This window comes from Paenibacillus sp. MSJ-34 (assembly GCF_018918005.1).
GTDB lineage: Bacteria > Bacillota > Bacilli > Paenibacillales > Paenibacillaceae > MSJ-34.
Genome location: NZ_JAHLPR010000046.1, coordinates 27,102 through 46,747, shown reverse-complemented (window position 1 = coordinate 46,747; position 19,646 = coordinate 27,102). Strand labels below are relative to the sequence as shown.

General features: G+C 52.6%; 15 protein-coding genes. 7 read left to right on the top strand and 8 right to left on the bottom strand.

What is annotated here, in order from left to right:
• Window positions 1–31 precede the first annotated feature (31 nt).
• On the bottom strand, window positions 32–1,222 hold the full coding sequence (locus tag KQI79_RS21560) for an MFS transporter (protein ID WP_216540370.1): 1,191 nt from the start codon (window positions 1,220–1,222) through the stop codon (window positions 32–34).
• 105 nt (window positions 1,223–1,327) lie between these two features.
• The gene (locus tag KQI79_RS21555; protein WP_216540369.1) at window positions 1,328–1,894 is read right to left on the bottom strand and encodes a TetR/AcrR family transcriptional regulator; all 567 of its coding nucleotides are present in this window, start codon (window positions 1,892–1,894) and stop codon (window positions 1,328–1,330) included.
• A 248-nt stretch (window positions 1,895–2,142) separates the two neighbouring features.
• Between KQI79_RS21555 and leuB the strand changes: the two genes are divergently transcribed.
• Together leuB and KQI79_RS21545 are read left to right on the top strand one after the other, a co-directional pair.
• The gene (gene leuB / locus KQI79_RS21550; protein WP_216540368.1) at window positions 2,143–3,222 is read left to right on the top strand and encodes a 3-isopropylmalate dehydrogenase; all 1,080 of its coding nucleotides are present in this window, start codon (window positions 2,143–2,145) and stop codon (window positions 3,220–3,222) included.
• Window positions 3,223–3,358: 136 nt separating this feature from the next.
• Window positions 3,359–3,907, top strand: a complete 549-nt coding sequence (locus KQI79_RS21545) for a peroxiredoxin (protein WP_216540367.1) — start codon at window positions 3,359–3,361, stop codon at window positions 3,905–3,907.
• An 852-nt stretch (window positions 3,908–4,759) separates the two neighbouring features.
• Here the strand turns inward: KQI79_RS21545 and KQI79_RS21540 are convergent.
• Genes KQI79_RS21540 through KQI79_RS21520 form a run of 5 tightly spaced genes read right to left on the bottom strand, consistent with a single transcriptional unit; the run spans window position 4,760 to window position 12,874 of the window.
• On the bottom strand, window positions 4,760–6,724 hold the full coding sequence (locus KQI79_RS21540) for a glycoside hydrolase family 15 protein (RefSeq protein WP_216540366.1): 1,965 nt from the start codon (window positions 6,722–6,724) through the stop codon (window positions 4,760–4,762).
• A 4-nt stretch (window positions 6,725–6,728) separates the two neighbouring features.
• Window positions 6,729–9,146, bottom strand: coding sequence for a sugar phosphate nucleotidyltransferase (locus KQI79_RS21535; RefSeq protein ID WP_216540365.1), 2,418 nt, complete (start codon window positions 9,144–9,146; stop codon window positions 6,729–6,731).
• Entirely contained in the window at window positions 9,143–12,061 is a 2,919-nt protein-coding gene (locus tag KQI79_RS21530) for a 1,4-alpha-glucan branching protein domain-containing protein (protein WP_216540364.1), read from the bottom strand. Before KQI79_RS21530 ends, KQI79_RS21535 begins: the two co-directional genes overlap by 4 nt.
• A complete protein-coding gene (locus KQI79_RS21525) occupies window positions 12,058–12,645 on the bottom strand; it encodes a DUF4912 domain-containing protein (RefSeq protein WP_216540363.1) in 588 nt (195 codons plus the stop codon). Before KQI79_RS21525 ends, KQI79_RS21530 begins: the two co-directional genes overlap by 4 nt.
• 19 nt (window positions 12,646–12,664) lie before the next feature.
• Window positions 12,665–12,874, bottom strand: coding sequence for a hypothetical protein (locus tag KQI79_RS21520; RefSeq protein ID WP_216540362.1), 210 nt, complete (start codon window positions 12,872–12,874; stop codon window positions 12,665–12,667).
• Window positions 12,875–13,025: 151 nt separating this feature from the next.
• Between KQI79_RS21520 and KQI79_RS21515 the strand changes: the two genes are divergently transcribed.
• Both KQI79_RS21515 and KQI79_RS21510 read left to right on the top strand, forming a co-directional pair.
• On the top strand, window positions 13,026–13,436 hold the full coding sequence (locus KQI79_RS21515; protein ID WP_216540361.1) for a hypothetical protein: 411 nt from the start codon (window positions 13,026–13,028) through the stop codon (window positions 13,434–13,436).
• A 225-nt stretch (window positions 13,437–13,661) separates the two neighbouring features.
• Window positions 13,662–14,768 carry an ATP-binding protein gene (locus KQI79_RS21510; RefSeq protein ID WP_216540360.1) on the top strand — a complete coding sequence of 369 codons (1,107 nt, stop codon included), beginning with the start codon at window positions 13,662–13,664 and terminating at the stop codon, window positions 14,766–14,768.
• Window positions 14,769–14,945: 177 nt separating this feature from the next.
• Here KQI79_RS21510 and KQI79_RS21505 read toward each other — a convergent pair whose 3' ends face one another.
• Window positions 14,946–15,959: a LacI family DNA-binding transcriptional regulator gene (locus tag KQI79_RS21505; protein WP_216540383.1), complete on the bottom strand. Its 1,014-nt coding sequence runs from the start codon at window positions 15,957–15,959 to the stop codon at window positions 14,946–14,948.
• Between the two features lie 477 nt (window positions 15,960–16,436).
• Between KQI79_RS21505 and KQI79_RS21500 the strand changes: the two genes are divergently transcribed.
• The 3 genes from KQI79_RS21500 (at window position 16,437) to KQI79_RS21490 (ending at window position 19,646) form a co-directional block, all read left to right on the top strand.
• Entirely contained in the window at window positions 16,437–17,813 is a 1,377-nt protein-coding gene (locus tag KQI79_RS21500) for an ABC transporter substrate-binding protein (RefSeq protein ID WP_216540359.1), read from the top strand.
• A gap of 106 nt (window positions 17,814–17,919) precedes the next feature.
• On the top strand, window positions 17,920–18,810 hold the full coding sequence (locus tag KQI79_RS21495) for a carbohydrate ABC transporter permease (RefSeq protein WP_216540382.1): 891 nt from the start codon (window positions 17,920–17,922) through the stop codon (window positions 18,808–18,810).
• Window positions 18,810–19,646: a carbohydrate ABC transporter permease gene (locus KQI79_RS21490; protein WP_216540358.1), complete on the top strand. Its 837-nt coding sequence runs from the start codon at window positions 18,810–18,812 to the stop codon at window positions 19,644–19,646. The genes KQI79_RS21495 and KQI79_RS21490 overlap by 1 nt, the downstream gene beginning before the upstream one ends.

The window sequence follows — 19,646 nt, the reverse complement described above, 5'->3', positions numbered from 1 at the left end:
ATAGAAGGGGGAATAAGTAGAAACCCGGCGCCTAGGAAGCCGTTGTTTTCGCGCCCCGCATCAGCCATATCGACAGCGCCGCGACGGAAGCGAGCACCGTTATGCCGACGGCGACGATGGCGGCCGGAACGGTGAGCATATCCGTCAGTACGCCGCCAACGAGCGGCCCGATAATCATGCCGACCGCATGAAACATATTAAAGAGCGAGTAGGCGACGCCGTACGAGCCGCTGCCGTCCCGGTCGACGATTTGGCCCAGCGTCGGCAATGTCGGGGACAAAGCGAATCCGACGCTGCCGCCGGCCAGCAGACCGGCGATCGCGACTTGCCATATGTTCTGCGAGACGACGATCAGCGGCATCGTAACCGCCAGGCAGCCTAGGCCGATAAGCATCAAGATGCGCGGATTGTACCGATCCGCCAGCGAACCGGACACAGGCGCGACGACGCCGTATGCCAGCGTCATCGCCCCGAACAGCAACCCGAGCGCCAGCGGCGAAAGCAGCAAATGCTCCGTCAGAAAGACGGGCAATGTCGGTTCCATCAACGTTAAGCATGATTCCGCGAGCAGAATGACGATCGCGATATACAATACGGAACGGTTGCGCAGCAAGGAGAATAGGCTGGTTTGTTCGCTTGCCGCCCGTTTCCCTTCTTGTAACAAGAATAACACGAGTACAAAGTTCAACAGCGTTAAACCGGCCGCCGTCACGAACGGCGTCATATGTCCGCCGGCTTCAAACAACCAGCCGCCGACCGGCGCCCCAAGGAGCGAGCCTGTCGAGATGCCCGTCAGCGCGAAACCCATCACTTTGCCGCGCGACGCCTGGGGGAACAGGTCTGCGACGAGCGCGAGCGCCGCCGTCCACGTTGCCGCCGCGGCGATCCCTTGGATGAAGCGGGCCGCGATAAGCATGAACATCGACCCGGCGAACATAAACAATACCGTCGACAGCGCAAGTCCGATTAAACCGAGCAGCAGCGGCTTCCGTCTGCCGATCCGGTCGGATAATTTGCCGAAAAACGGCGTAGCCGCAAGCATCGCGACGGCATAGCTGCCGAATAGAACGCCCATGGCCGTAGCCGAAGGTTGAAGCAGCTCGTTGTAGTAAGGGATAATGGGGATAAGAATGCTGTATAGCAACATATCGATAAATAGAATGGATATCGTTAAAGTTAAACCGATGCGTTGCGCTTTGTTCATTTTTGGACTAACCATCATGTATTTCACCTCATATCACTGCATTGCAACATAAGAAACTATTTTTGTTTCTATAGTTTCCACACGCAAAAAAGAAGAACGGCAGAATCCCGCCCGCTGTCCCATTTACTGTTGCTTATGCGCCGGGACCAAGCCGTATAGCAGCACGTCAACGATCGCATGCAAAGCCTCTTGCGCGGAAATGTTGTTTTCCATGTAAAATTTCTGGTCCAGCGTCGAATTGGCCGCATCGATGAACAGCTTCATAATTAAAGACACATTCATATCTTGGATGATCCCATCGCGAATCCCTTGTTCGATTAGCGCGCGCAACGTTCGCCAATCGTCCTTGAGGGCCGAGTCGACCTTGCTCCATTGTTCCGGATAATAGCGCTTCATTTGCTCCAATATGCGCAGATCCAACAATTCGTTGTGTGAAGGGACGACAGTGAAGACCCTTCTGATTTTATCGAGCAGCGTTAACGAGTCGTCTTGCAAAATCCGTTCCGTCTGCTCGTCGGATTCTTGAAACGATTGATCGATGATCGCCTCCAATATTTCCACTTTGGAAGAGTAATGCTCATACAAAGTGCGTTTGCTGATGCCCAATCGTTTCGCTAAATGATCCATCGTGAACTTCATGCCATGGCTTTGAATTTCCTCGACAAACGCTTTTTTGATACGTTCTTTCATGAACAATCCTCCTTGGGAAGCGCAATCGGCCACGCCGGAAAACTAAATAAACGAAAATAGTTTTATGGTTATACTTACTCATTTTCGCATAATTTAGACGTTTATGCAACCGGCGAACGTTACTTCATAGATAAAACCTATGAAGACGATAGATTTTATATCTTGGTCAAGCCTAAGGAAATACGATAAAATAAGTAAAAGTTTGTTTATTGAAGCGAATGACGAATGATAGATAAGGAGCGAACGTAATGGCAGACGTAAAAAAAATCGCGGTCATCGCCGGCGACGGGATCGGCCCGGAAGTAGTAGCGGAAGCGGAAAAAGTGCTGAAACGAACGGAGGAATTGTTCGGCTACCGATTTGAAACGGAGCACGCCTTGTTCGGCGGAATCGCCATCGACGAGAAAGGAACGCCGCTGCCTCAGGAAACGCTGGAAATTTGCCAAAAAGCGGACGCGGTGTTGCTCGGCGCCGTCGGCGGCCCGAAATGGGACAACAATCCGAAGGAGCTTCGTCCGGAAACGGGATTGCTTGGCATTCGCAAGGCGCTCGGGCTGTTCTCGAACATCCGTCCGGCTGTCGTGTTCGATTGCTTGAAAGACGCCTCCACGTTGAAACCGGAAGTGCTTGACGGAACCGATTTGATCGTCGTGCGCGAGTTGACGGGCGGCATTTATTTCGGCGAGAAATACCGCCGCGAAACGGAGAACGGACAAGAAGCGGTCGATACATGCGCCTATAACGTGAATGAAGTGGAACGCATCGTCAGACAAGCTTTCGAAGTCGCGCAGAAGCGCCGCAAAAAACTGGCCTCGGTCGATAAAGCGAACGTGCTGGAAACGTCCCGTTTATGGCGCGAGGTCGTAAACCGCATCGCCCCGGAATATCCGGATGTGGAACTGGAGCATGTGCTTGTGGACAATTGCGCGATGCAATTGCTGCGCCGTCCTTCGAGCTTCGACGTCATCGTGACCGAGAATATGTTCGGCGATATATTGAGCGACGAAGCGGCCATGCTGACCGGTTCGATCGGCATGCTGTCGTCCGCGTCGCTCGGCGAAGGAAGCTTCGGCTTGTACGAGCCGGTGCACGGATCGGCGCCCGATATTGCGGGACAAGGCATCGCCAATCCGATTGCGACGATTTTGTCCGTTGCGCTCATGTTCCGCTTAACGTTCGGATACGAGAACGCTGCCCAATCGATCGAAGACGCGGTGAAATCGGTCCTGGACGCAGGGCATCGCACAGGCGACATTGCGGTGGACAAATCGAAGGCGATCGGAACGCAAGCGATGGGCGATCTGATTGTTGCCGCGATGAAATCATAATAAGCAGTAATGAATACAGGCCAAGGGAGCAAGATACGTTCCCTTGGCTTTTTTGTGCCCGAAATCGTTTTTTTGCTTTTGCCTGAATAAAATACGAGTTTAATTACAATTATGAAAATAGAAGGGGGGATTTACCATGCCAGAGCGTTTCGTAGGAAGACCGGCTCCGGACTTCAGCATGGAGACGGTATCCGGCGACGGCACACAATTCGGCTCGATTTCGTTATCCGATTACAAAGGAAAATGGCTCGTATTGTTCTTCTATCCGCTCGATTTCACTTTCGTCTGCCCGACGGAAATTACGGCGCTGAGCCATGCCGCCGAAGCATTCCGGAAGTTGGACACCGAAATTTTGGGCGTAAGCGTCGACTCCATTCACAGCCATCGCGCTTGGATCAACACGCCGGTGGAAAACAACGGCCTCGGCCCGTTGAACTTCCCGCTCGCTTCCGATATTACGAAGAACGTAGCCCGGGATTACGGCGTACTGATCGAAGAAGAAGGCGTCGCGCTGCGCGGGTTATTCATCATCGATCCGGAAGGAGAGTTGAAATATCAGGTCGTGAACCACAACGACGTAGGACGCAGCGTTGATGAAACGCTGCGCGTGCTTCAAGCGCTTCAATCCGGCGGATTGTGCCCGATGAACTGGAAACCCGGCGACAAGCATCTTGTAGCGAAGTAATGGGAAAGAAGCTCCTAACCCGCTGTGAAAGCGGAGTCGGGAGCTTCTTTTTCTTAATAAGAACATCATTTCTAACTTGGCTTGCGCGTCCGCGCGTCTATTGGAAAATGTCCAATAGATCGTGCTATTTTGCCGGCCGGAACGGGTTTCCATTGGAAAACCTCCAATGCATTCATGCCGTTTTCGCCATCTCAGCCCTGTTATTCAATAAGCTATTGGATGAATTCCAATGAAAGGCCGTGTAACGGCGGCCAAACGGTGAGAACATTGGACAAAATCCAGCAGATTTGTTACTATTCTTTATTATTTCAGTTCTATCTTCCATTTTTAGAAAGGAGTACTCCAATCATGAAGAAAAAAATACTTGCATGTCTATCTTCCGGATATGGATACTCTATATTACCAAAATCCCGAGGAATTCGGAACTCTATCACAGATAACAGAACATCTGTCCGTATTGCGAATGGTTCATGCGAAAAGCTGCGTCTGCGTGTGACTTGGCGGACCCAGGTTCCGTTAAATTGGTTAAATGAGCGTTTTTCAGTGATTGACGGACACACCTTCCGCTAATTGACCCGGAATGCGCCCAAATAAGACAATTTGTCACAGATAACGGCTTCTCCGTCCTCCAACATGCCGAAGAGGGCGTATTTTTACCAAATAAGGAATCCTCTGTCCGCAATGCAACATTAGCGTTGCAACGTCTTTTATAAGGTTTGTCCGTTGTACCCGCGTGAAAGCCCGTTTTGGGCAAAATAACGGACCTACGGTCCGCAGCTCAACCGTTCCCGCCGCTTCTTCCGGGAAAAGAATGGCCCCGCCGTATCGAAATACAGCGGGGCCATTCGCATGTCATCCGCCTGCCAGCGCGCGGTATTTGCCCACGTATCCGATGACGGTGGACACGAACGTCGCGTGGGACCAGGTGAGCGGCGCGACGGAAACGGGAGCTCCCGTAAACGGGTCCAGCTGCTCCGGCAGCATCCCGCTCTCCATGCTATGCTTCACGGCCCACTCCAGCGCCGCGCGCGGGCCGGACAACTCGACGGGCGTACGGGCGGCGGCAATATCGTAGTCGGCAAGCCATAACGTGCATATGATCCAAGGATTGCCCGGAATGCGATCGATCTCCGCGCTGCGCTGAAAGTAGTAATCATGGTAATACCGGGCGATGCCGCCGACTTCGGTTTGCACGGTCAGCTTGCGCCGAATCCGTTCCATCGTCGCGGCCATCCGTTCGTCGGAAGCGGGCAGCACGCCGAACCGGAAAATGCCGGCGATGCTGCTCTCCGGGGTCATATCTTGAACCCAACTTCCGTCCTTGCGGTATAAGCCGCGCGCGAAACAAGCATGCTCCTCGTTCCACAAATGGCGCAGCATGGCCGACTTGACGTTCTCCGCGGCGTTCCGGTACCGTAGCGCCCGCCGATCGTCCCCGAACAGGGAGGAGAAGTCGGCGGCGGCGGCGAGGCCGCCGTATACCGCGGCCGCCGTAAAAGCGAATATGCCGTACCGTTCCTCCCACAGATCGTAGCTCGGCAGCGGCAAACCGAGCCCCGGGTCCATATGTTCGCACAGGAAATTCGCCGCCGGCCGGATGAGCGAGCGGTAGAGCGACTGCGGCAGTTCGATATCGCCGTGCCTCTCGTAATCTTTCCATAACGCATACAGTACGAGCGCCGTTTCATCCTCTTGAATGGGAAGCTGAATGTTGCCGTCCTGCCAATACGGATGCCAACTGGAGCCGACCGTGCCGTCCGGATTGTACTTATGCTGCAGGCAGCCTTCCGGCGTCAGCGCATCGGCGCAGAAACGGTAGAAAGGAGCGGTCGTCCCGTGATATCCGGCCATCGACATGGCGAGCGCAATCAGCGCGCCGTCCCGCGGCCACATATAACTGTAATGATCGCGGTTATATTGCAAAATGTCCGTATCGTTGGCGGCGATGACGGCGCCGTTCGCATCCGATTGCGCGCGGATCATAAGCAGGCTGTGCTTGAACAGCTTGGCGACGCCTTCGTTCAGGTCGGCGAAATCCCATTCCGTTTTATTCGCCCATCTTTGCCAGTAGATCATGACGCGGTTCAACAAATTGTCCGGACCGCTGTCTCTGACATACGCATCGAGCTTTTTGACTTCCTCCAAACTATGCCCCGCAGCAAACCAATAGTAAAGATCCCGCTGCGCGTGCGACGGGACGAACGTCCGCAAGCTGATCGTACTGTCCACGGAGCCTTGGGCGATCGGATTTCCCATTAAATGGCCGTCCTCCGCATCCTTCCACGTGCCTTCCGCTTGATGGAACCTTTTGATCCCGGTCGAAAATTGATAGATGCCTTCTTCGCCGGTCCGGCCGTTGAACATGAAGTATATATTTTTTTTATAATGATAGACCGTCCGGTTGAACGGATAGAAGACGGCCGTATCTCCGACCTCCGTTTCGTTGATGACGAGATCTTGGTGAAAAAAGAGGCGGATTTCGCGGTCCGAGCCGCTATGATTGATCGCCGTTATTTTTTTCAAATAGATGCAATCCCGTTGATGAACGCCGTCGTTGAAACGGAGCGTCAATTCCAAACCGGGGTGGGTGGCGCTGACCGAGGTGACAAGCGACTCGTCCGCATAGCTTAAGCGAAAATCCCATTCCGGATCTTCCAGCCAGGTGAACCGGCCGTCCGCCCAGCAGCCGACGCGGCACAAATAGCCGCCGACATGATTCAACTGACCCACATATGGAAAATAGATGTCGCGAATATATCCGTTTCGATCCAGGTTGACCAATAATTTGCCGTTCCCGACGACGAGATGTCTCGGCACTCCATCACTTCCTTAACGATTGATGCGAATTTTTAATCCGCTCGGTGTAGCGGGAAAGGATGTTTTGCGCATGCAGCGCCGTTTTGGCCTGCGCGATGATGCGAAAGGCCGGTTCGTCCTGATCGGGCAAAATCAATACCCATCCTTCTTCGCTATATATTTTGATGCCGTCGACGAGTTCGATCGTTTTATGCTCCGCCTCGCTCATCATTTGACGCATAATCATTCCTTTATCGTCCCAAGCGAACGGTATTTCCTGTTTGGCCATATGAAAATCCGGAATATGCCGCAGAAGTTCCGCAAAGGCGAGCTTTTCCCTGGCCAACGTTTCAAGAATAAGGCTTACCGCATATACGTTGTCCAGCAGCGGGTGAAAGACAACATCCTCGCTCGCCTCCAGCAGCGCCCGAGCGTTCTCCTTCGTACGGACGATCCGGACGCCGCTTCCGGCGGCCACCGCTTCGACGATCTGCGGCGCGCTGACCGGGATGCCGAGTACGCCGCTTCGTTCCGTTCTGGCGAATGCCAGTACTTTGAGCGCGAGCAGAAGTTCGTCTTTCACAGGCTTGCCTTCATGCGTCACAATCGTTACACCTTGATGGCTTCCGTGAAAATGGATGCCGATGTCCGCTTCGTTCTTGACGACATGATAGGCGATTCCTTGCTCCTGGTCCGAGTGGATGACGATTCGTTTGCAGCCGAGACGCTGCGACCAATGTTCGATCAGCCTGCCGTGATCTCTCGGATCGTATTGCAGGACGATTTTTATTCCCGAGCCCCCGATCGTATGGAACCGAATTTCGCCGCATAGTTCCTGCATATAATCCGCTTCGGCATACTCATAGCTGCGAAGATGGCCGATCCGCTCCGATTCGCTGCGCGCGTAATCTTCTTGCCGGTACGCATTTTCGATTTTGCGCTCCTGGTTTTTGGCGAGCGGGTAACCTTGCTTGTCGATGAACTCGATGTTCAGCTTCGAACCGCGGCCGGAGCGCTGCTGCCGCAAATAGACGGCGCCGTCAAGCCGCAGCGTTTGGACGGCGTGCCTGCATACCGCATCGGAAGCTATGCCGAGATCCATGACGTGAATGCCCGCCGATTGCAGCCCTGCCGCGAAAGCCGATTGCATCATGCCGGCGAACGGATGCGGCGAGCGGCACATGCCGATCGTGGCTCCCCGACGGAGCGTGGAGCCGTAAGCCGACGCGAGCTTGCCGGCAAATTCCGGCGTCATATCCACGTTCGGAACGCCGCTAATTCCTTGGCCGCGGAACAATTGATTGTCGGCCAGCTCGTTCCAGATCATGGAGGAGTGCAGAACGGCGTTCGATTGAATCCGTTTGTCCGGCCATATCTTCACGTTCGATTTCACCGTCGCTTTGGAACCGATCTCGCTCCCCGTGCCGACGACAACTCCTTCGTGCAGTTGGACGCCGTCGCCGATGTTGGTGCGGTGGCAGAGCAAGGCGCCGCGCACCTCGCTTTGCCGGCCGATATAATTTCCGTTCCATATAATGGAACGTTCCGTCGCCGCGGCGGAAGAGACGCGGTTCGATTTGCCCAGAACGCTGTATTCCCCGATGATCGCGTCGTTCTCGATCGTACAGTCCGTGCCGATATAGGCGGGGCCGATGCATTTGACGCGCTCGGGCAGGTTGATGTTGTTTTCCATATAAATGCCAGGCAGCACTTCGTCCGCCGCGATGCGAACGTTCACTTTGCGGTCGAGCATATCGAACTGCGTCTGCCGGTATTGCTGCAATGTGCCGATATCCGACCAATATCCTTCGGCCACATAGCCGTATAGCGGAGCGTTGTCCCGCAGCAGCGCCGGAAACAAATCCATGCTGAAATCGCATATTTCTCCGGGATGCATATAAGCGAAGATGCTCGGGTCGAGTATGTAAATGCCCGTGTTGACCGTATCGCTAAACACTTCGCTCCAACTCGGCTTTTCCAAGAAACGGGTAATCCGGCCTTCGCGATCCGTCATGACGACGCCGTATTCGAGCGGGGTAGGAACCCTGGTCAGCACGAGCGTGGCCAGCGCTTTTTTCTGCCCATGATAGGCGATCGCGTCGCGCAACTGAAAATCGGTCAGCGCGTCGCCGCTAATGACGATGAACGGTTCGTCCAGGAAGCTTTCGGCGTTTTTGATGCTGCCGGCCGTCCCGAGCGGTTCGGTCTCTTCGAAATAGCGAAGGTCGACGCCGAATTCCGCCCCGTCTCCGAAATGGCCGCGAATCACTTCCGGCAAATATTGAACCGTTACGGCAATATCCGTTATGCCGCTCGATTTCAGCAATTCGATAATGTATTCCATACAAGGACGATTTAACAGCGGGACCATAGGCTTGGGGGTATCCAAAGTAAGAGGACGCAGGCGCGTTCCTTTTCCACCGGCCATAATAACAGCTTTCATCGGGTCATCACTCCTTCATACACTTGTCGCGTCGTTACGGCAATGGATTGCCAATGATACGATCGTTTCACTTTGCGCTGCGCCGCTGCGGCCATGGAGGCCGCACGCTCTCCGTTCAGCAGCATCTCGGTAATATGCCATGCGAGCGATTCTCGATGTCCCGGCAAAGCTTTGAAGCCGTCGACGCCATGCTCGATCAATTCGGCGAAGCCGCCGGTATCGGATACGACGACGGGGGTGCCGCTTTGCATCGCTTCCAGCGCCACGATGCCGAACGGTTCGTATAAGCTTGGGAACACGCATACGTCGGCGGCTTGCAGCAGCCCGTTTCGCTCGTCGTCAAGAATAAAACCGGTAAAAATAATATGCCGTTCCAGCCCTAGCCGGCCGGCCAAGTCGACGAGTTCACGCTTCATCGGCCCCGTGCCGGCGATCACCAGCTTCGTCTCGGGACAATGCTGTAGAATAGCGGGCATCGCCTCGATTAAGACATGCACCCCTTTCTCGTAGACGAGTCGGCCTACGTAGAACAGCAGACGCTCATGGGGCTGCGCGTAGCGAAGCCGGAATGAAGCCGAATCGGCAGCGTCTGCGACCGCGCCGGCATCGACGCCGTTCGGGATGAGCGTCAATTTATGCCGCGGCAAAGCGAACAGTTCCATAATTTCCTTGACCATCGCCTGGCTGCATACGATGACGCGGTCCGCTTCTTCGGAGAGCTGCCGCTCCAATTCATGAATGCGGCGCTGAATGTCCGTATGAATGTTGCCGTGATTGCGGCCGTGCTCGGTGGCATGAATGGTGGCGATGAGCGGCAGTCCGGTCGCGCCCTTCAGGTCCGCAGCCGCATAATAAACGAGCCAGTCATGCGCGTGAATGAAATCAAACCGGCAGCCTTGCGCGATTAATTCCATGGCGCAATCCGCAATCGCGGCATTCAGTTGAAACACCCAATCCATAAAATCGATATCCGTGGCGGTTTGCAATATCCGTACCCGATGGACGTGAATGCCTTCCATCGTTTCATAGGCCGGCGCCTCGGGCGTATCCCGGGTAATGACATGAACGTCGGCATGCTCGCTTACGAGATGGCGCGACAAATCGTAAACGGCTCTCGCGAGTCCGCCGACGATCAGCGGCGGGAATTCCCAGGCAAGCATCAGCACCGTTTTGCGAAGAACCGCGGAGCGAGGCGCGGTCATTCCCTCGTCTCCGGGGTCGGAGACGATCGCCGCCGGGCCCTTTCCGAACGAGGGCGGCCGCAATATTCCGGCCTCGTCGCCGTCTTGCCGGAGTTCTTCGGGCAAATACATTCGGTAATCCGCCGCCGGAAAGCAAGGAAAAGCCCGTTCCATCTCCTCCAGCGCTTCTTGTTCGTATATCCCGCTGTCGATCATATCGAGCAGCCGATGAACGTTGGCGATATGCAGCGACGTACGTTTAACGGCATAGCTTGGAACGGTTTTGGAATCGATGATGAACGCCCAGTCGCTGCTTTGCGCAAGCATCAGTTCCCGAACCGCTTGATTGAGGATCCGCTCCGCCGTTTCCGGATAGCCCCATAATTCGTTTCGCCGCCGCGACGCGGTCTGTCCGAGCCGCTCTTCCGCTCGATGCAAATGGCGGTAGATCCAATCGTTGTCTTCCTGCAGCCACACTTCCGCATATCCGCCCCGGCCCCAACTGGAGAACGGGATATCCGCCGTTTCGGACTCCGGATAGATGCGCAAATAATCCGACGGCGAGACCATGGCAACCGTATAGGGGCGGCGCTCCAGTTCGCGAAACAGCGCTTCGATCCATAACGGGCCTTCGTACCACCAATGTCCGAACAGTTCGGCGTCGTACGGGCACAGTACGATCGGCTTGCGGTCTAATGAAGACGTGCCGCTCCCGATTTGCCGTTCGCGGCATTCGAGAAAATGCCGGGCATGCGTCTCGGCCTTCCGCCGCGCCCGATGTTCGACGTAAGGCTGTTTAGGTTGCGAATCGCCGGTAACGCGATAATATTTCAAACCGGTATGTATACGCTGGCCGTCCGACAGCAGGAAAGGCTTAATATATTCCCACTCTTCGGCGTCTCTCCAACCGAGATCGAAACCGATGTCCCGGTAATACTCACGGTAATCGGGATCGCCGGGATATCCTTCGCGGCTGCTCCACACTTGCCGTGAAGATTCCGGATCCCGCGCGAAGACATGAACGCCTTCCTGCGTCATGACGGGCGAGTTCATGCCGCGCTTGGGTTGAGGACGGGCATGTTCGAGCGCATGGTGATCCGCGATAAAATACCGGATGCCATACTTGTGCAGTATGGCCGATATTTCCCGCGTATAGCCGCATTCAGGCAGCCAGATGCCGATAGGTTTGCGGCGGAAGTGGCGCTCGTATTCCGCCGCGCCGAGCGCAATTTGCGCTTCGATCGATTCCGGATGCTTCAGAAGCGGCAGGAATGCGTGCGTCGCCGCGCAAGCGATAATTTCCAACGCTCCCGCGTCTTGATACTCGCGAAACGGGGCGATGATATCTCGGCCGCAATCGCGGTATAGCGACGCGTAATGGGACAGTTTCTCGTAATACATTGCCGCAACGGGCAAAATCGACGCCTCGTCCGCATTGCGCTCGATTTCCATCTCCGCCAGCCGGATCAACTTGCGCAAATGCGCTTCGTACCGATTTTGCATGAGCGGATCTTCCATCATGGCGAGCAGGGTGGGGGACATCGACATCGTTAACCGGAACGGAACGCCGTCCCGGGTCAGCCGGCCGAACAAATCGATCAGCGGCAAGTACGTCTCGGTCATCGCCTCGTAGAACCATCGTTCCTCCATGTAATCGTCGCGGTCGAGATGGCGCACATAAGGCAGATGGGCATGCAAAAGCAAAGAAACGTATCCTTGTGCGGTTAAATTCATGTACTGGCTCCTTCTTTTGAAAAATAAGTGTCGGTTTGATCTTTCGCCTTCGTTCTCGAAGTAGAATATAGCGTATACGTCGAGAAGGTCTCGTAAGGCGATGTCGACTCCGGCGTCTTCGCTCCCGCTGCCTTGTCAAAGACGATTTGCAGCGAAGCGCCGCCGTTGTCGGTTTCGTCCGCACCCGCTTCTTGCAGGGCCATAGCCGGCGTTGACGCGGGATTGGAGCGCAGCAGCGGGATGAATTGGCCGAACGGATTGAACATTCCGAAATCGGCAACGTAGACAGAGCCCGGCTTCAAGTCGCGAAAATACCATGAGGACGCATGCTCGACCCGGACATCCGTATACTCCGTAAGCCGGAGCCGGTCGTTCGCGTCTGCGCCCCGGCCGCCGCTAATGCGGTACAAGCGGACCGCTTTCGGCATCGCATCCCAATCGATGCGATAATGCCGCGCCGTCATCGCCTGTTTGCGCGTGGAAACTTCCCAATAAGCGAATAGGGTTGCCGGATCCCGCGCCATGAGATGAAATGTGTCGCAATTGTATGAATAGGGCAGATCCGCTGCTTGGTTGAAAAACATAGGTTCCTCCTTACAGTGATTACAATGATTTCAATGCCAGTCTGCCGGTTAGTTGAACGAATGCGTCATAACGGTTCTCCGAACGGATCAAAATTTCATAATCGTCCTGCGGCACGGAGCTAAACGATTTGACTTCTCCCGTGTGATAATGGGCGAGCAGTTCGCAAGTGTTGTCGTTGTACATTAAGTAACTGATCTGCTTCGAGCCGATCGGAATGACGTTCAACATCCCTGTAGTTCCCCTCCTTTTTATTCATCACCCAACTATATGAACGGGATATCTCGTTTTATTACCTCATCGTTTTCTCCTGAAAAAGAGGAATTATCGCATTCCCCGGCGAATAAGTGATGAATAGACGTTTTGACTCGGGAGGGGTAGCATGAGTTTTTGTTGCGGCGCAAGTATGATGGGAACAAAGGGAACGATCAAACATTACCGAACGCATATCCATAACGTTCCTCTTCTGTTTTGTCCGGTTTGCCATCGCATCGAGGTTCACCATCTGGTGGCGAACGAATATGAGATATTGGCGGAATTCGCTCATGGCGACGGCGCTTCCGAAGTCGACTTTCAAGATTATGTCAGCGAAGTGGACGGCGATATTTACGAAAATTGCGTCAATTGCGAGAACGAGGACCCGCTCGACGTCGTACAGAACCAAATCGACATTTCGCTCGATTTGCTGACGGTCGCCAAACAGTTGAACGATACGCACTGGCAAATGCAGCTCAAAAAGCGATTGGCCGTCATGAGCCAACGCCGTATCCGTCTTATGCAAAAAAACAAATAACGCATGTTAAACATATGCATCCATGGAAGATCCGGTTGGTCAGCGAAATTGCTGCCGCCGGATCTTCTTTTGCAAGCGGAGCGAAGCGAAACGGGAGCGATTTTGGCAAATGAACGGTACCGTTTCGGGGCATGCGATCTATTTCGACTTGCATGTGGCGAAATTAGAGGAAAGTTCTATTATTTCGACAGTATCTCCCGTTGACCCAATTGCCAAATGTTTACTATGATTAAGTTGACACTATCGTTGCTAGAAGAGGGGGAATCGTCTTTGTCGGTGCAATTGGTAAGCCGAAAGTACGAAAATGTACTTCAGCAAATGGATAGCGGTATTCTTTTGTTCGATCGCGACGGAGAGCTATGCTTTATGAATATTCAGATGGAGGGCATGCTTGGCGCCCCGCAGCATCTGTTTCTGGGATGCACTCTAAGCCAACTTATTCGTCATCCGTATATGGGGCGGGACAAGCGCAAGATGATCGTCCGCATTTATAAGGAAACGATCACCCGATGCTCCAAATATTGCGAATGCAACGATTCGCAAGGCAGAACATGGCTTGTCACGGTAACGTACGGAGATCAACTGGATGGAGACGTACTGCTCAGCTTCAAGGATATTTCGGAGTCCAAAAGAATCGAGCTAACGGCCGTTCAAAACGACAAACTCGCCATGCTCGGGCAAATCGCGGCGGCGATCGCCCATGAAATACGGAATCCTCTCACTTCGATCCGCGGGTTTATCCAACTGCTGAGGCCGCATTTGCAAACATTGGGGAAAGACGAATACGCCCGCATCATTTTATCGGAAATCGATCGCGCGAACGATATCATTTACGAATTTCTCAATTCGTCCAAGCCGACGGATCCGATGAAGAGGGATATTTCCGTCAGTTCGCTGGTGAAGGAAGTGATTTTGCTGTCGGAGAGCGAGGCGTTGATGAAAGGATGCCAAATCGATTTTGCGGAACATGCGGTCCCTTTATATGTCTCGATCGACGTCAAGCAGATTAAGCAGGTCATTTTGAATGTGATCAAAAATGCGGTCGACGCGATCAGTTCCATACGAAGGGAACATGACGGTTTGATCCGGATCAGCGTCGCAAGAAAGGGCAGCTATGCCCATATTATGATTCGCGATAACGGAAAGGGGATGGATAAACTGACGATGAGCCGCTTGTTCGATCCGTTTTTTACGACAAAGCAAGCCGGAACCGGATTAGGCATGTCGGTCAGCGACCGCATCGTTAAAAATCACGGAGGTACGATAGAAGTGCAAAGTGAAGTAGGAGAGGGGACGGAATTTACGATCGTTTTGCCTCTGGCCGCACATTAGCCCGGCTGTGCCGGCGAATTGCTGCAAGGAGCCGCAACCATACATATCGATTCGGTGAAACCGAAACAGAAAAATCCGGTTATATGGGCAAAGTCGGGGCGTATTCCCTCGTTTCGCCGAAATAACCGGATTTTGTGTGAGCGGTCTTCATAAGCGGTTGCCGCCGATGGCTAAGCTTCAAACCGCGCTTCCGCAAGATTCGCGAACGACCAGCAAAGGCTCGACGACGACGGAGCTCGCTTCCAGTTGATTGTTCATAATATCGTACAGCATCATCGCGGCCAGTTTGCCGATTTTATCTTTATCTTGGCGTATCGTCGTTAACGACGGCGTCGTATATTTCGCCGCTTCGATATCGTCGCAGCCGATCACGGCGATATCATGGGGAACGGCATGCTTATGCTCCTTGAGCGCGCGCATCGCGCCGATGGCGATCAGGTCGGAGCTGGCGAATACGGCGCGCGGCAAATCGCCTTTGCGGATCATTTCGTTCATGGCGTCATAACCGCTCCGTTCGTAGAAGTCCTGCCCGTAAACGAACCAATTCTCATTGACGACCAGGCCGAAGCTTTCGAGCGCGTTCAGAAACCCGGACTTGCGCATATTCGAAATTTCCGCGTCCGGCCGCCCCCCGATGAAGCCGAGATCGCGGTATCCCATTAAGTAGAAATGCTCTACCACTTTCGCCCCGATTTTATAATTGTCCGACATGATCGTTCCCGAGTTTTTCCCGGTTAATTGAATATCGACGCCGATGCACGGAATTTCGCTCTGATCCAGTTCGTAAATGCATGGCTCCACTTCCGTGCCGTTAATGATGATGCAGCCGTCCACCTGAAAATGGCGGCAGCGCGCCAAATAATCTTCCCCGGATTGATGAAATTTTTCGTTGGAGAAAAAAATCAAATCGTATCCGAGCACGCCCATCTGTTTTTTGAACGCGTTCAGCACCTCGACGAAAAACGGGTGGGTGAAATCGATATTAATATGGCCCGCGAATACGACGCCGACCAGATTCGATTTGTTCGTAGCCAGCGTTTTCGCCGTATAGGAAGGAATATATCCGGTTTCTTTCATAATTTTGAGAACCTTCTGCTTCGTTTCCTCGCCGACGTCGCTGTAATTATTAATAATTTTAGAGACGGTGGAGACGGAAACGCCCGCCAAATTCGCAATTGTTTTAATATTTATTTTCATCGAAATCCATCCCTTTCTCCGAACCCGTTCTAAAAGCGGACAAGCAGTTTCGAAAAGTTTTCGCAAATGTTTTCGTGATTATTGTATATTTAAGTTTCATTTTCGTCAATCGTTTTCGAAAATTAGTTTCGTAAATGTCGAAAAGTTTTAAAAGCATAGAAAAAAAGGGGATTTCACCGCGTCGAAAGCAAAAAAATAAAACCCGAAAATACGCGTTGCTTCGGGAAAATACAATCGTTTTAATCATCGTTCACATAGATATCACAACAAAATTTCGAGGGAAGTTCTTTACAAAATAAAAATTGTGAGTAATAATAAAAGTGCCGAAACCGATTTCGTGATTGGCGATACCCGATATGAAAACAATCTCTATGAAATGGGAAGCGGCAGGATGTATGCCGTTAAGTCGGATTTTCGCTTGTTTCGAAAACAGGGTTGAGAACTTATATTTAGGAATTGGGGGTAATGGTTTTGTTGAAAAAATGGTCTGCATTAACGCTGGTGCTCGCGCTTATGGTTACGCTTGCGGCATGCGGCGGCAAAACGGAATCTCCTTCTGCAAACGGCAACGGAACTGCAGGGGAAACGTCATCGGAAGGCAAACCTTCCGGCGAGAAAAAAGTAATCAAAATGCTGCATTGGAAGCAAGGGAATATTAATGAAGTGATTAAAGATATTAATCGCCAGTTTGAAGAGAAATATCCCGAATATACGATAGAGTATACGACGACGGGACCGGACGACGAATACAAACAAGCGCAGCGGGCAAGAATTACGGCGGGCGACGTCGATATTTTCCCTGACTTGTCGGGCATGAGATTGTCCCCGAAAGAGTGGACGCCTGGCGCGAAAGTGCCGGATTGGCAGCAATGGATCGATTCGGGTCTCATCGCCGACCTGTCGGACCAGCCGTTCGTGAAAAATTACGAAGCGAGCGATATCGAGCAAGCGGGTACTTATAACGGCAAAGTATATGCCATTCCAACCGGCAAAGTAGTCATGTCGGGATTGTTCTACAATAAGGAAATTTTCGAAAAACATAATTTGAAAGTGCCGACGACCTGGTCCGAGTTTATTGAATTGTGCGAAACGTTGAAGAACAACGGCGTGACGCCGATCGCGATGGCGGGCAAAGACGTATGGCCGCTCAAGCTTCCGGCATTCAGCCTGCAAGCCCAAATTCTCGGGGGCGGCGATCAAATGAAATTTATCGAGGGCGTATGGAAAGGGACGGCGAAATACAATGATCCCGATGCTGTAGAAGTGCTCGAAAAAATGAAGACCATTCAAGACAATTACACGATCGACGGATTTATGGGAATCGACTACGGCACGCTGCCTTCCTATTTCGCAACGGGCAAAGTTGCCATGATGCCGAACGGCTCCTGGGAAGCTCCGACCGTGCAAACGGCGAATCCCGACTTGAAATTCGGATATTTCCCGCTGCCTGGTACGGAAGATCCGGCGAAAAACAATTCCTTGGTCGGCAAATACGATATGACATGGTACGTAACGGAAAAGGGCAAAAACAAGGAAGGCGCCCTGAAGTGGCTTGAATTTTTCTCCCAACCGGAAATTTACCAACAATTCGTGAAAGCGGCCGGTTTCTTGCCGACGCAGCCGAACATCAAAACGGATAGCGAATTTTTCGATAACGAAGTCATGCCTTACATGGACGGCTTCCAACTGGCTTATGAAATTTTGATGATCAATCGGGAAAATGTAGGCGAGCATCTTGCAGCCGAAGGGGTTCATACGGAATATTTGGCGCCGGGCGGCGAATTTAAAACCGCTCAGGAATTGGCAGACGTTCAGCAAAAAGAATGGGAAGCCGCAGCGCCGAAATAAAGAGAGTATCGCTTGCAACGGTTAATCGTCGGGGTCTGAGATCAACATTTCAGGCCCCGACTTGCTTCAAACCGAATTTTGATCGAATGTTAGGAAGGTGTCGATGATGTATCCGTTTGGCAAAGGATTGTCCCGGTTCGTGCCATACTTGCTGCTATTTATTCCTTTGGCGTTGTATTTGCTGTTTTATGCGGGTCCGTCGTTCATGTCGGTGGTCTACTCCTTTACCGATATGACGAACGTGCCGGGCAAAGGCTTTCGGTTTGTCGGACTGGAAAATTACCAGAAGCTGTTTTTTTCCGGCAATTCGCATGAGCGATGGGCTTCGGTCGGCAGAACGCTTTATTTTACGTTTACGGTTACGGTCGTACAGAACGGGCTCGGGCTGCTTATGGCCGTCATTATTAATCAGAAGCTGAAGGGCGACCGATTTTACCGCTCCGTCTTTTTCCTGCCCGTCGTGCTCGGGGTCGCCGTCGTTTCGCTCATCTGGACGTTAATGTTCGATCCGATCAGCGGGCCGGTACAGCAAATCTATCAACTGTTCGGGTATTCCGACACGTTTTTCGGCAGCTTCAGCAATGCGTTCAACTATATTATTTTCGTGCAAATCTGGATGTACATGGGGTATTCCATGCTTATTTTCCTGGCAGGACTGCAATCGGTGCCGAAGGATTTATACGAAGCGGGATATATTGACGGTACCAGCCGCTGGCAATCGTTCAAAAATATTACGTTCCCGCTCATCGCGCCGTCGTTTACGGTCAATATTTTGCTGTCGATTATCGGGGCGATGCAAACGTTCGATATTATTCTCGCGACGACGGACGGGAAATTCAACACCAGAACGATGGCTTACGACGTCTATAAGGAAACGTTCCGCGGCAGTTTGGAGATGGGGCTCCCTTCGGCATTGTCGGTCGTGCAGTTTCTGTTCATTCTCGCCTTCGTCATCGTAGCCGTGAAATTGATGCGCAAAAGAGAGGTGGAATACTGATGCGGCAATCGACATCCTCCAAAGTCGTTTCCTATGCGGTCATTTTATTGTTTCTTATTATATACGTCGTGCCGCTGCTGTTCGTTTTCAACGTGTCCTTCAAATCGTTTGACGAATATTTGCGCAACCCGTTAGGCCTTGTTCAAAGCATTCAATGGTCCAATTACACGGATGCGTGGAGCGAGGGCAATTTTTCGCGGTATTTCGGGAATAGCCTGCTGTATACCGGCGTGTCTACGGTGCTGACCATTATCGTTTCCGTCTTCGCCGCGTTTCCGGTGGCGAGAGGGTACGTCAAATGGGCCGGTTTCATCTACCTGTTTTTTATTATGTCGCAATTTTTGCCGAATCCGCTCGTTGCGCAGTTCAAGTTCATGCTGTTTATGAAGGATCATATTCCGTTTATCGGATACGACACCAAGCTGGGCTATACGCTGCTTAAGACGACGGGAACTGGCGTCGTCTTTATGATGTTCGTCGGATACATCAAATCGATCAGCCGGGAACTGGACGAAGCGGCAGGCGTGGACGGCTGTTCTTATACAAGATATATTTTCCAGATGGTGCTTCCGCTCATGAAGCCGATTATCGCCACCGGCGTCATTTTGACAGCGATCGGCACCTGGAACGATTTCGTCGGGCCGGTCATGTATTTGTCGAGTCCGGACAATTGGCCGATTACCGCGGGCCTTAAGGAGTTCAGAGGGCAATACGGCAACAATTGGCCGCTTCTGGCATGCGGGATTACGATTGTAGCCGTTCCGCTGATTGTGCTGTATTCGTTCATTCAAAAATATATCGTGGACGGCGCTTTGGCCGGCGCGGTGAAAAGTTAA

What these genes read in the sequence shown, in the direction of transcription:
- KQI79_RS21530 (WP_216540364.1), bottom strand. Translation starts at nt 12,061, where the DNA reads ATGAATTTAACCGCACAAGGATACGTTTCTTTGCTTTTGCATGCCCAT.
- KQI79_RS21555 (WP_216540369.1), bottom strand. Translation starts at nt 1,894, where the DNA reads ATGAAAGAACGTATCAAAAAAGCGTTTGTCGAGGAAATTCAAAGCCAT.
- KQI79_RS21490 (WP_216540358.1), top strand. Translation starts at nt 18,810, where the DNA reads ATGCGGCAATCGACATCCTCCAAAGTCGTTTCCTATGCGGTCATTTTA.
- KQI79_RS21495 (WP_216540382.1), top strand. Translation starts at nt 17,920, where the DNA reads ATGTATCCGTTTGGCAAAGGATTGTCCCGGTTCGTGCCATACTTGCTG.
- KQI79_RS21560 (WP_216540370.1), bottom strand. Translation starts at nt 1,222, where the DNA reads ATGATGGTTAGTCCAAAAATGAACAAAGCGCAACGCATCGGTTTAACT.
- KQI79_RS21535 (WP_216540365.1), bottom strand. Translation starts at nt 9,146, where the DNA reads ATGAAAGCTGTTATTATGGCCGGTGGAAAAGGAACGCGCCTGCGTCCT.
- leuB (WP_216540368.1), top strand. Translation starts at nt 2,143, where the DNA reads ATGGCAGACGTAAAAAAAATCGCGGTCATCGCCGGCGACGGGATCGGC.
- KQI79_RS21510 (WP_216540360.1), top strand. Translation starts at nt 13,662, where the DNA reads ATGATTAAGTTGACACTATCGTTGCTAGAAGAGGGGGAATCGTCTTTG.
- KQI79_RS21545 (WP_216540367.1), top strand. Translation starts at nt 3,359, where the DNA reads ATGCCAGAGCGTTTCGTAGGAAGACCGGCTCCGGACTTCAGCATGGAG.
- KQI79_RS21515 (WP_216540361.1), top strand. Translation starts at nt 13,026, where the DNA reads ATGAGTTTTTGTTGCGGCGCAAGTATGATGGGAACAAAGGGAACGATC.
- KQI79_RS21525 (WP_216540363.1), bottom strand. Translation starts at nt 12,645, where the DNA reads ATGTTTTTCAACCAAGCAGCGGATCTGCCCTATTCATACAATTGCGAC.
- KQI79_RS21520 (WP_216540362.1), bottom strand. Translation starts at nt 12,874, where the DNA reads ATGTTGAACGTCATTCCGATCGGCTCGAAGCAGATCAGTTACTTAATG.